Origin of the sequence: uncultured Acetatifactor sp. (genome assembly GCF_948601915.1) — a bacterium.
GTDB lineage: Bacteria > Bacillota > Clostridia > Lachnospirales > Lachnospiraceae > Acetatifactor.
The window spans coordinates 1-11,043 of the sequence record NZ_CAPDXS010000162.1; the positions used below are offsets into that span (position 1 = coordinate 1).

Genomic DNA, 11,043 nt, shown 5'->3' on the forward strand with positions numbered 1-11,043 from the left:
AGAATTTTATGAGGTTCATTATGGTTTGTGGGCTAAAATATTATCAGATGAAGAATATCAGGAAATAGTGGACGTTATTATGGGTCTGCCATCAAGGGGCAAAGATTGAATTGGGTATAAATGTGAATAGGAAGGCGACGAACGAAAAGATGAACTGTAGATTGGGCATGAATGAATTGTTAGACGATAGCCATATGCCTGTTCTGATGGTTATGAACATGGTCAAAGAAAAAAGATTCTTGGAAGTACTAAAAGCCCTAAGCAAGGGAAACGGTTTTGGAGAAGAATACGGAGCCTGTACATTGCCGGAGGATCTGGATGATTTTGATAAGGCGAATGGAGAAGATTTGGATGGAGCAGAGTTTGCCTTGTATAGCGGGGAAGAAGTAGTCATTGACTTTAAAACGCTTTATTATTATCTAAAAATTCTATGTGATAAATATGTAAAATATCATATGGAACAAGCCGACATTGTGAATGGATTGCTGGACGATTTTTCAGATAAATATTTAAAAGCAATCGTTCAATAAACCGGGTGGATTATGAAAGGATGAAAGGAAATCGGATTTGGAAATGAAGAAAAAGCATGGTATGCTCTGTCTGTTATGCATGTTTGCGGCTGCGGTGCTCTGTGCCTGCCAGGGGATGGCTTTTGAAAGAGAGCCAGCTCCCGGAGAAGAGCCAGTTCCTGCGGAGACGGAACCATCAGACCTGGGGACAACATTTCTTGATGCATACAATCAAGTCTTTGCCGGGATGCAGGGGGGAAGAGCGGCGCTCATTTACCTGGATAGAGATTGTGTGCCAGAGCTGCTGATTCTGAAGGACGGGGAGTATCAGATGTACTTTTTTGACGGCTCTGCGGCAAAGAGGGTTCCGCTACCGGACGAAGGGATGAGGGCCAACGCCTACGGAACGAGATATGCAATCGAGAGCATGGAAGACAGCGGAACCATATTCTATTGGTTTGAATATGCGCTCAGGAAAGGGCTGGTGCGCGTCCACGGAGAGGATGGCGGGAAGCGCCGGGATTATTATCTTGCCTACGGGGACGGGACGTTTGACATGGAACTGGCGGCAGACGACGAGGGTTATACATGGAATACCTATGACGCAGGGGGAGAGATAACCAATGAAACGTTTTCGGACCGCCTGGCGGAGCTTGGATACGATTGCCTGGTCTGCTGTACCTATTTATATGAGGATGTGGAAACGGCATATGAGAACATGGAGCGCATGCCGGATGCCCGCAGGGCAATGGAGGATTTCGTAAGCGGAAAAGCGAATGCGGTGGAGTGCGTGGAAAGCAGATGCGAGACACCGGAGCAGGGCTTTTGGGGAAGGAATTTTGCAGAGATTAACGAAGAGGCCACAGCGGGAGAGCCCTGGTGGGAAGGCGTGGAGTACGTGGATTTCGATAACGATGGGGAGGAAGAACTCATCATGCATGGCTATGCGGGCGCACGCCTGTATTTTGATGCAGTGGGGGACAGGGTGGTAAAAGTCCTGGAAACGGCATTCACGACAGAGATATCTTGTGTCGCGGAACTGGATGGGAAGCGGGTGGTGGTGAAAACCGACCTGACCCATGGCGGAAGACAATACTACTGGGTCATGACATATGACGGATGCGGCTGCCTCACGGACTGGTTCAGGCTGAGCGCCGGGTATGAGGGGATGGAATACGGAGCCGGGGACAGGTATGAATACAGAGGCCGCGCGATATCCATGGAGGAGTTTGAGGCCATACGGGACAGCATTCATGGCTTGTAGAAATGGAGACAGCACAATTGGCAATAGAGTATACGCTTTTATGTAAAGACAGGAAACTATCGATAGAAATCCTGGTCAAAAAAATAGAATCGCTGGGGCTTTCCTGCAGTAAGATAGAGCATCAGGCCAAAGGAATATGCATTGACCTAAGTGAAGAAATCGGTTTTTATTTATTTCTGTTCGATGTGGGAAATTATCCGTATAATTCCTGGGAAACAACATTTCTTACAGAGGATTTTACATTTGAAAGGACTTTGCAATTTCGAATGGATAAGGGATATTTCGATATTGAGAAGCGATATGGTGTCATGTTGAGGATTCTGTTTGATTTAACTGAGGAATTGAACGAAGAGGCGATATTGGTATGGTGCGGGGGAGAAGAAATGTGCTTTTTTAGGGAGGATAAGCCTGTATTGCTTAACAATGAATCCGGAATATGGAGCAGAGCCTGCTTTCAGGATGTCATTGCTGACAGAGCGGTATGTTACAGGTAATACAGGGAGTGAAGCTGCCCCAAATCAAGGCTCTCATTTATGGAAAAATGGAGAAACGAATATGAGAATGACTGAAAACGAAAAGCAAAGAATCGTCAAATCAGCAGATTTTCTGTATGATAAGGGATATACAAGCAAAATAAAAGATTATGCGATTTCTTTTTTAGGTGACGGGATAAGCTTTATCGTTTCGTATGAACGATACAGCGACACAAGCGATGTGCTGATTAAATTCATGAAGGAAAATGAGGTATATAGCGTTGGATGGATAGCATGCGTCAGGAGCGGCCTGAACATTCAGCCACATCTAAGGCTGGAAAATGTATTGATGCTATTGTCGTATATCAGGGAGAATTATAGCTCGGTCACAAGCAGAAATTATTGCAAAGAAAGCGATAAATCAGTAAGTAAGTTTATTGAAAACCGTAAAAATCCTGCCCATGCCTCAAGGGATTAAGGACGGACATATGATACCCAAGCAAGGAAGATGTGCAGAATTCTATCGATGGTCTGCTCCTGGGAAGCCGGAGCAGCAATGCTGATGCCGATGACCGACTGGGATTTTGGGAGAAAATAAATATGAGTGCGCTGGCGTTTTATGTATACCCGCTTCCACAGGGAACTCCATTCACTTCGGACGACCTTTCCGTTTCCGATAATGTGGAGAAGCTATTTGACTATATGCAGATTCTATTGGCTGTGGTCTCTAAGGAAGGATGGGATTTTCTGATACGGAAATACGGATATGAAAGGCTTTTCGAGATAAACAACAGGTCAGGGTGGATAGATAGTGAAACATTAGACGAGTTTATCGAGGCATAAAATATGAAGAGGAAATATCGCCTGAAATAGTGTAATCATGGGAAGAACTCCGCCCCCCCCCGGATGACTAAAACACAATTATATATTGAAATCTATCTGGACTATTGTTATAATATAACGAGAAAACAGAAAATCCATTTCCAAGGTATAAAATAGATATTTCACCGCAAAAGGAACGGAGGCACAGCTATGGCGATAGTCAGCGATATACAGGTCATCAAGGCGCTCAGGCAGTACAATCCCTGGTGGCGCATGCCCTCTGCAATCAGAGAGGAGAGCAAGCCCCAGAAGCGCCTGGCATATTATGAAGCCCTCAGAATGCTGAAGCATGAAAGCATCCGCCGCTTTGTGGTGCTCTCCGGCGTCAGGCGCGTGGGGAAGACAACGATACTGTACCAGATAATGGAGCACCTCATCGACGAGGGCGTGAATCCCCGGAATATCCTGTATGCCACATTCGACAATCCCATTTTGAAGCTGGTCAATGTGGAGAGCGTGCTGTCCATTTATGAGTCCCTGTACCCCATAGAGGGGACAAGATATCTTTTCCTGGATGAAGTGCAGTACACCGAGAACTGGGAGCTTTGGATGAAGGTCATCTACGACAGCAGGAAGGACATCCGCCTGATGGCCACAGGGTCGGCCAGCCCTATCCTGGAAAAGAATTCCGCAGACAGCGGCACCGGCAGATGGAGCGTCCTGAAGATTCCGACCATGTCATTCTATGAATACTGCAGGCTGCTGGAACTGGACGAACCGCAGCTGCCGGACGATTGCCGTCTTTCCGGGCTTGTGAAAATGGATCATGCCCGGCTGGGGGATCTTCTGGACGGATTTGGACCGCTTGCCAACCAGTTCAACCGCTATCTGACCATCGGAGGCTTCCCGGAGCTCGTGCTGTCTGACGACGATGCCTATGCGGAGAGGATGCTCAGGGAGGATGTGGTGGATAAGGTCATCAAGCGGGATGTGCTGAGCCTTTTCCATATCCGCAGCCCGCTTCTGATGGAAAAGCTGTTCCTCTACCTGTGCATGAACACCGCGGAGATCTTCAATGCCACCACGGCGGCAAAGGAGCTGGAGAATATCTCCGTCAGTACCATTGACAGCTATATCCAGGCCCTGGAAATGTCGAATCTCATTTACGTGGCGAAACCGATGGATGTGGGAAGCAAAGGCGCACTGAAGGGAAAGCCCAAAATCTTCATCGCGGATGCCGCCATCCGAAACGCGGTATTGATGATTGACGATGTGCTCTCGGATGAAGGCGAGCTTGGGGTCATGGTGGAGACCGCGGTCTATAAACACATGGTCTCCTTCTATCAGGGCACCATGGCGCAGGTAGGCTATTTCAGAAAGGCAAAGGACAACCAGAAAGAGGTGGACGTGGTAGTGGAGCTGCCCCGGGAGAAGGTCCTCTGCGAAGTGAAATACCGGGGGAATTCCCACATCGCCGCTTCGGACGCAATCGTGGAGCTGTGCCAGGATGAAAAGTCCAAAGTGGCCAGCGCGTTTCTGATTACCAAGCGGCTGGATGATTTTGGCGTCACGAGACATGAAACAGTGACACCGATTATGCGCGTGCCGGCCATTGCGTTCCTTTATCTATTGGGTAAGGCGGAGGCCGAAGGACGGAGCGGGAAGTTGTAGCTGAAAGTAAAATGACTTAGCGTAGGGCAAAAAGCGGCAAAGGCCGCCCGGGAGGAAGAAGCGTGGAGACGAAACTGATCCATATAAATGAAAACGGCACTGAACTTACGGCCCAGGAGGAGTCAGGCCTGCGCCAGGCCGGGGAGATCATCAAAAGCGGCGGCCTGGTGGCATTCCCCACGGAGACCGTATACGGCTTAGGAGGAGACGCCCTGAACCCCGCCTCCTCCCGGAAGATCTACGCCGCCAAGGGCAGGCCCTCGGACAATCCCCTGATCGTCCACATCTGCCGCTTCGAGGACATCCGTAAGATTGTCAGCGAACTGCCGGAAGAAGCCATCAAGATAGCCGACGCCTTCTGGCCCGGCCCCCTGACCATGATACTGCCCAAGTCCCCGGCAGTCCCCCGGGAGACCACCGGCGGCCTGGACACCGTGGCGGTGCGTTTCCCTTCCCACCCCGTGGCGCGCAGGCTCATCGAGTGCAGCGGCGGCTATGTGGCCGCCCCCAGCGCCAACCGTTCGGGGAAGCCCAGCCCCACCTGCGCCGGGTACGTCGCGGAGGACATGGCGGGCCGGATAGAGATGATTATAGACGGCGGGCAGGTGGGCATAGGGCTGGAATCCACCATCATCGACCTGACGGAAGAGTCGCCTCGCATCCTACGCCCAGGCTATGTGACCCAGGAGATGCTGGATCACGTTCTGGGAAAAGTTGACATAGATGTCACAATCCTGGATTCGGACAGCGGCCAGGCCCCCAAAGCGCCCGGGATGAAGTACCGCCACTACGCGCCGGAGGGGAGGCTGGTGATCGTGGAGGGGGAGCCGGAGCAGGTGGTGGCCTACATCAACCGGCATGTGGAGGAAGACCGAGAAAAAGGGGAGAAGACAGGGGTCATCGGTACCACAGAAGTACTTGAACAATACCGTGCAGATGTGGTAAAATGTATTGGAAGCCGCAGGGCGCAGGAGGACATCGCCAGAAACCTGTTCTCCGTCCTGCGGGAGCTTGACGATGAGAAGGTGGCCAGCATCTATTCCGAGAGCTTTCCGGAGCAGGGCCTGGGACAGGCTATCATGAACCGTCTGCGGAAGGCGGCGGGGCACAGGATTGTCAGGCTCCCTGCCGAGGAGGGCGATTCCCGTCCGGAGGGCTGAAGGACGGCGCGGTGCTTTGTGTGAAGCCGCCTTGCGGCAGACGGACATGAGATGCCGCGAAGCTGCGGAGGAACAAAGAAGACAGAATGAAAATACAAGGAGGGAAAGGAAGCATGATAGCGATTGGAAGCGACCATGGCGGCTATGCGCTGAAGGAGCGCATCATCCGACATCTGAAGGAGGCGGGCATCCCCTGTGAGGATTTGGGATGCCACAGCACGGAGAGCTGCGACTACCCGGTATACGGACATGCCGTGGCCCAGGCCGTGGCAGAGGGGCGGTGCGAGAAGGGGATCGTAGTCTGCACCACAGGCATCGGCATCGCAATCTCGGCCAACAGGCACCCGGGCATCCGCTGCGCCCTGTGCGCGGACACCTTGACGGCCAGGCTCACCCGGCTCCACAACGATGCCAACATGCTGGCGCTGGGCGGCGGCGTAGTGGGGGAGAACCTGGCCCTGGAGATCGTGAACGTCTTCCTGAACACCCCCTTCTCCGGCGAGGCCCGTCACCAGAGAAGAATCGACCTTATCGAAAAAGCAGATAAATAAGAAGATACGGAACTGGAAACAGCATATATCCTATGCGGGGAAATGGTGGTGGACGGATATATGCGGAACCGGAATAGGAGAAAAAAATGGCAAACGTATATATTATGGACCATCCCCTGATACAGCACAAAATCGGCCTCATCCGTAAAAAGGAGACCGGCACCAAGGACTTTCGCCAGACCATCAGCGAGATTGCCATGCTGATCTGCTACGAGGCCACCAGAGAGCTGAAGCTGGCGGATGTGGAGATCGAGACTCCGATCTGCCAGACCACGGTGAAGGAGCTCAGCGGCAAGAAAATGGCAATTGTGCCCATCCTGCGGGCGGGACTTGGCATGGTGGACGGCATGCTGAACCTGATTCCCGCGGCCAAGGTGGGACATATCGGCCTCTACCGGGATCCCGAGACCCTGAAGCCTGTGGAATACTACTGCAAGCTCCCCGCGGACTGCGCGGAGCGGGAGGTGTTCGTGGTGGATCCCATGCTGGCCACCGGCGGCTCCTCCGTGGCGGCCATCCGGATGCTGAAGGAGAAGGGCTGCCGGAACATCCATTTCATGTGCATCATCGCGGCACCGGAGGGGATACAGGCCATGAAGGAGGCCCATCCGGACGTGGATGTATACGTAGGGGCGCTGGACGAGAGGCTGAATGACCACGGCTATATCGTCCCCGGCCTGGGAGACGCGGGCGACCGCATCTTCGGCACCAAATAATAGGGCCGGAAAATCTATGCACACTGTGGAAGGCGGTGTATGGCTTGAGGATTTATAAGCGGGCAGGGCTTGTCCTGGCAGCGGTTCTTCTGATGGCGGCATTTGAACCTGTCCCCGACGGGGCGTTTGTGTCTGCTACCAGCAAGACCAAAGAGGAGATCGACCGCACGGAGAAAGAGAAGGACACCCTACAGGACGAACTGGACAGGACCCAGGAGAACCTGGGCAATCTGGAGGGCAAGCGGGACAGCCTGGAAAAGGAGCTGTCTTATTTGAATACCCAGATGAATGCGGTGGTGTCGAACCTGGAGGAGCTGGACGGCCGGATCCGTGAGAAGGAGCAGGAGATAGCGGACACCCTGGAGGCTCTGGAGGAGGCCAGGGCCACGGAGGAGCGGCAGAAGGCGAGCATGGCTGCCATGGTGCGCTCCGAGTACGAGAGGCAGGAGGACAGCTACCTGGCGGCGCTGCTCACCGCGGGGAGCCTTTCGGGGCTTTTGAACCTGGCGGATCAGATGGAGAAGGTGGCGGCCTATGACCAGAAGATGCTGGATACCTATATCGATAACCGCGTGCTGATCGAGGAGCAGGAGGCCAGGCTCCAGACGGAAAAAACGGAGCTGGAGGAACTGATCGCCCAGGCCCAGGCGGAGAAGGACAAGGTCTCCGGTCTGATCGACCAGGCGTCCAGCTCCATCAACCAGTATTCCAACCAGATATCCGACGCGGAGCGAAAGGCCCTGGCCTATGAGGCGGAGATTAAGAAAAAGGAAGAGGATCTGGACTATCTGCGGCAGAAGCTGGCGGAGGAGATCGCCCTGTCCCAGGCGGCGGCCAACGGCGTCTGGCGCAACATCTCAGAGGTGGCTTTCGCCGAGGGGGACAGGAAGCTCTTGGCCAACCTGATCTACTGCGAGGCCGGCGGGGAGCCCTACGACGGACAGGTGGCGGTGGGCAGCGTGGTGATCAACCGGGTGCTCAGTTCCCAGTTTCCGGACACGGTGGTGGGCGTCGTCTACCAGGGCGGGCAGTTCTCACCGGTGGCCAGCGGCCGCCTGGAGCTGGCCCTTGCCGCCGACCTTGCCACGGACAGCTGCTACAGGGCGGCGGACGCGGCCATGTCCGGCGTCACCAACGTGGGCAGCTGCGTGTTCTTCCGCACCCCCATCGAGGGCTTAAGCGGCATCAACATCGGCGGGCATGTGTTCTACTGACCCGGCGGCAGCCGGTGCAAGTCAAAGCACAAACGGCGCGCTTGCAGAATGCCCATGCACTTCGGGCATTCTGCTGTGTGAGATTGGCTCGTTAAGCGGACTTGTTCGCTCACGAGCCTAAAACTTCTTGGCGGGCGTGTTTTGGCCGCCCAGAGCTTCTTCTCACACTTCCCGTCATGCCGCCTGCGGCGTACAAACCGTGGAAAGAATCGCTTCTCTTGCGGTTCTTTCGTGTGTGACTTAGAACTTCTTAGCGGGCGTACTTTGGCCGCTTAGAAGGTCTTTACACACTTAGAGCCCCAGTCCCTCCAGCCTGGCCTGGAGCCTGTCGAACTTATCCCGGTATATCAATGTGAGCAGACGATTCAGATTCTGGAGACAGCGTATCGCCTGCTCTTTTGTGATCCAGTCGTGCTCCATGGCCTCCGCCAGCTCGTCTAAGTCCACCACCTTCACCAGCCCCTGGGAATCGATGATGACGTCCGCCAGGAGGTCCGTGTAGGTCATGCTCCCCTCCTCCGGGTCAAAGGAGAAGTCCACGATGTCGCAGTACCAGCGCAGCACGGAGCCGTCGCTGCGGTATACCTTGCTCACCTTGATGCCCTCCTTCAGGAAGAAGCAGGAACAGCCGTGGGAGAAAGCGGTCTTGGGGTTCAGCGTCTTCCATTTGGTGACCAGGGTCTCCTCGTCCTGGGCGACGATGATGTCGTCATCCAGGGGGATGAGGTCTTTGGGGATGATTCGTTTGCGGTAGATTCTGGAGATATTCATAGGCGGCTCCTTTTTTCATATGTTCTTTCCATGATACTGCGGCGGAGGAGGTTAGTCAATGCGGAGCGAAAATTTCCTGATGAAAAAATGACAAATACTGTAATTGGCCTAGACATTTCCGGTAAAAATGAGTATAATCAGAAAGGAGCGCGATTGGCCCGCATGTTTATGGAATGGCAGAGTCGGTGGTATCTGTATGAGACGGCGTAACGATGATGAAAGAATAGTGTACCAATCCCTGGCGATGATCACGCAGTTCGGCCTGAACATGCTGGTGCCCATCTGTATGATGTCCGCGCTGGGGGTGTGGCTGGACAGAAAGCTTGGAACCTCCTGGATTACCATTCTTTTTTTTGCGATTGGGGCCGTGGCGGGCGGGCAGAACGTGTACCGTCTGGCCAGGCGCATGTGTGCCGGGGAGGAACCGGACAGAGAGCAGGGTGTTGCGGATGAAGATGGTGGAAGCGGCGAGGCGGATGAATAGGACGCTTTTGGAGATGCATATCGGCATGGCCTTCTGGGGGCTGGTCTGCCAGATCGCGGGGGCCCTGGTCATGGCCCTGTGCGGATACGGCGTATTTCAGGGAAGGTATGCACTGAGCCTGTGGTTCGGCGTGGCTTTTGCCTTTGCGGGCTCGATTCATATGTGCCGGACGCTGGACAGGGCGCTGCTTAGCGGCGGCAATGCCGGGGGAATTGTGACGAGAGGGTATCTGTTCCGCTATTTCCTTCTGGCGGCGGTGCTGGTGATCGTCACCCTGATGGACGCCATGGACCCCCTGGTCTTTTTCCTGGGCTATATGGGCCTGAAAGTAACGGCATATCTTCAGCCGATTACTCATAAATTGTGCAACAGGCTGTTCCGTGAGGAGGATCCCATCCCCCTTTCGGAGGAGGAGCTTGCGGCACAGGAGGGAGAGATCCCGGCCGGGCAGTAGACGGGCCGCCATCCGGCGGAAGCGTCACGGCACGGCGAAAGGAAGTGCAAAATATATAAGGAAAGAGAGGTGAGAGTATGGGACATGGAATTCTGCTGTCTGGCGGGGCAGAGGTCGATTTCAATATCCATGGGGTGTTTCAGTATTCCTTTTTCGGGCATCCCGTTTGGATCACCACATCGCACATATGCATCCTGATCGTGATGCTCCTGCTGGTGGCCTTTGCCATTGCCGCTAACCGGTGCATGGCGAAAGCGTCGCAGGTGCCGGGCAGCTTTCAGAATGTGGTGGAAATGATCGTGGAGATGCTGGACGGTATGGTCAGCGGCACCATGGGACAGGCGGCGCCGAAGTTCTTCAACTATATCGGCACCATCTTTATCTTCATCCTGGTCAGCAACATATCAGGTCTGCTGGGTCTGCGGCCTCCTACAGCCGATTACGGCGTGACGCTGCCGCTGGCGCTTCTGACGTTTTCATTGATTCACATCAATAAATGGAAATATCAGAAGCCTATGACGATCTGGACGGACTTGTGTTCTCCGTTGCCGCCCTGGCTGCCGATCTGGATGCCGATCAATGTGATCAGCGCGGTGGCGGTGCCGATATCACTGTCATTGCGTCTGTTCGCGAACGTCCTGTCGGGAACGGCGATGATGGCACTGCTGTACGGCCTGCTGGGATGGTTCGCCACGGCATGGCCCGCAGCGCTTCATGTGTATTTTGACCTGTTCTCAGGGGCAATCCAGACATATGTGTTCTGCATGCTGACCATGACATACATTTCGAACGAGATCGGTGATGGCACTAGAAGATAGTAGTGCGGAAAGAGCAGTTTTTTATTTACATTTTCATAATTTTAGGAGGAAAAAAGAATGGATTTCAATGAAAACTTTATCTTAGGATGTTCCGCAATTGGCGCAGGTCTGGCAGTTATCGCCGGTATCGGACCTG

At 53.8% G+C, this 11,043-nt stretch carries 14 protein-coding genes and 1 pseudogene; 14 read left to right on the forward strand and 1 reads right to left on the reverse strand.

Annotation, left to right across the window (positions count from 1 at the left end):
- Positions 1-167: 167 nt before the first annotated feature.
- The 10 genes from cdiI (at position 168) to Q2B33_RS20690 (ending at position 8,380) form a co-directional block, all read left to right on the forward strand.
- The gene (gene cdiI / locus Q2B33_RS20645; protein WP_300787145.1) at positions 168-530 is read left to right on the forward strand and encodes a ribonuclease toxin immunity protein CdiI; all 363 of its coding nucleotides are present in this window, start codon (positions 168-170) and stop codon (positions 528-530) included.
- A 271-nt stretch (positions 531-801) separates the two neighbouring features.
- Positions 802-1,773, forward strand: coding sequence for a hypothetical protein (locus Q2B33_RS20650; protein ID WP_300563718.1), 972 nt, complete (start codon positions 802-804; stop codon positions 1,771-1,773).
- 2 nt (positions 1,774-1,775) lie between these two features.
- A complete protein-coding gene (locus Q2B33_RS20655; protein ID WP_300787148.1) occupies positions 1,776-2,267 on the forward strand; it encodes a hypothetical protein in 492 nt (163 codons plus the stop codon).
- 61 nt (positions 2,268-2,328) lie between these two features.
- On the forward strand, positions 2,329-2,724 hold the full coding sequence (locus Q2B33_RS20660) for a hypothetical protein (protein ID WP_300563715.1): 396 nt from the start codon (positions 2,329-2,331) through the stop codon (positions 2,722-2,724).
- A 32-nt stretch (positions 2,725-2,756) separates the two neighbouring features.
- On the forward strand, positions 2,757-3,089 hold the full coding sequence (locus Q2B33_RS20665; protein ID WP_300563713.1) for a hypothetical protein: 333 nt from the start codon (positions 2,757-2,759) through the stop codon (positions 3,087-3,089).
- 189 nt (positions 3,090-3,278) lie between these two features.
- Positions 3,279-4,739, forward strand: coding sequence for an ATP-binding protein (locus tag Q2B33_RS20670; RefSeq protein WP_300563711.1), 1,461 nt, complete (start codon positions 3,279-3,281; stop codon positions 4,737-4,739).
- A 62-nt stretch (positions 4,740-4,801) separates the two neighbouring features.
- Complete coding sequence (locus Q2B33_RS20675) at positions 4,802-5,899, forward strand: L-threonylcarbamoyladenylate synthase (RefSeq protein ID WP_300563709.1); 1,098 nt, start codon at positions 4,802-4,804, stop codon at positions 5,897-5,899.
- A gap of 113 nt (positions 5,900-6,012) precedes the next feature.
- A complete protein-coding gene (gene rpiB, locus Q2B33_RS20680; RefSeq protein ID WP_300563707.1) occupies positions 6,013-6,450 on the forward strand; it encodes a ribose 5-phosphate isomerase B in 438 nt (145 codons plus the stop codon).
- An 86-nt stretch (positions 6,451-6,536) separates the two neighbouring features.
- The gene (gene upp / locus Q2B33_RS20685; RefSeq protein ID WP_300563705.1) at positions 6,537-7,166 is read left to right on the forward strand and encodes a uracil phosphoribosyltransferase; all 630 of its coding nucleotides are present in this window, start codon (positions 6,537-6,539) and stop codon (positions 7,164-7,166) included.
- Positions 7,167-7,210: 44 nt separating this feature from the next.
- Positions 7,211-8,380, forward strand: a complete 1,170-nt coding sequence (locus Q2B33_RS20690) for a cell wall hydrolase (RefSeq protein ID WP_300563703.1) — start codon at positions 7,211-7,213, stop codon at positions 8,378-8,380.
- 291 nt (positions 8,381-8,671) lie between these two features.
- Here the strand turns inward: Q2B33_RS20690 and Q2B33_RS20695 are convergent, their stop codons facing one another.
- Positions 8,672-9,151: a DUF402 domain-containing protein gene (locus Q2B33_RS20695; RefSeq protein WP_300563701.1), complete on the reverse strand. Its 480-nt coding sequence runs from the start codon at positions 9,149-9,151 to the stop codon at positions 8,672-8,674.
- Positions 9,152-9,347: 196 nt separating this feature from the next.
- Here Q2B33_RS20695 and Q2B33_RS20700 point away from each other — a divergent pair, with 196 nt between their 5' ends.
- From Q2B33_RS20700 to Q2B33_RS24610, 4 genes and pseudogenes are all read left to right on the forward strand, one after another.
- Entirely contained in the window at positions 9,348-9,635 is a 288-nt protein-coding gene (locus Q2B33_RS20700) for an AtpZ/AtpI family protein (protein WP_296461027.1), read from the forward strand.
- Positions 9,601-10,089 (forward strand): ATP synthase subunit I, encoded by a 489-nt coding sequence (locus Q2B33_RS20705; protein WP_300563698.1) that lies wholly within the window; start codon positions 9,601-9,603, stop codon positions 10,087-10,089. The genes Q2B33_RS20700 and Q2B33_RS20705 overlap by 35 nt, the downstream gene beginning before the upstream one ends.
- 77 nt (positions 10,090-10,166) lie before the next feature.
- Positions 10,167-10,907 carry a F0F1 ATP synthase subunit A gene (atpB, locus tag Q2B33_RS20710; RefSeq protein WP_300563696.1) on the forward strand — a complete coding sequence of 247 codons (741 nt, stop codon included), beginning with the start codon at positions 10,167-10,169 and terminating at the stop codon, positions 10,905-10,907.
- Between the two features lie 57 nt (positions 10,908-10,964).
- A pseudogene (locus tag Q2B33_RS24610) lies at positions 10,965-11,043 on the forward strand (F0F1 ATP synthase subunit C); the annotation flags it as partial.

Excerpts from the sequence above, each read along its gene's own strand:
- Q2B33_RS20655 (WP_300787148.1), top strand. The coding sequence starts at position 1,776 with ATGGAGACAGCACAATTGGCAATAGAGTATACGCTTTTATGTAAAGAC.
- Q2B33_RS20660 (WP_300563715.1), top strand. The coding sequence starts at position 2,329 with ATGAGAATGACTGAAAACGAAAAGCAAAGAATCGTCAAATCAGCAGAT.
- upp (WP_300563705.1), top strand. The coding sequence starts at position 6,537 with ATGGCAAACGTATATATTATGGACCATCCCCTGATACAGCACAAAATC.
- Q2B33_RS20705 (WP_300563698.1), top strand. The coding sequence starts at position 9,601 with ATGAAGATGGTGGAAGCGGCGAGGCGGATGAATAGGACGCTTTTGGAG.
- rpiB (WP_300563707.1), top strand. The coding sequence starts at position 6,013 with ATGATAGCGATTGGAAGCGACCATGGCGGCTATGCGCTGAAGGAGCGC.
- cdiI (WP_300787145.1), top strand. The coding sequence starts at position 168 with ATGAATGAATTGTTAGACGATAGCCATATGCCTGTTCTGATGGTTATG.
- Q2B33_RS20670 (WP_300563711.1), top strand. The coding sequence starts at position 3,279 with ATGGCGATAGTCAGCGATATACAGGTCATCAAGGCGCTCAGGCAGTAC.
- Q2B33_RS20695 (WP_300563701.1), bottom strand. The coding sequence starts at position 9,151 with ATGAATATCTCCAGAATCTACCGCAAACGAATCATCCCCAAAGACCTC.
- Q2B33_RS20700 (WP_296461027.1), top strand. The coding sequence starts at position 9,348 with ATGAGACGGCGTAACGATGATGAAAGAATAGTGTACCAATCCCTGGCG.
- atpB (WP_300563696.1), top strand. The coding sequence starts at position 10,167 with ATGGGACATGGAATTCTGCTGTCTGGCGGGGCAGAGGTCGATTTCAAT.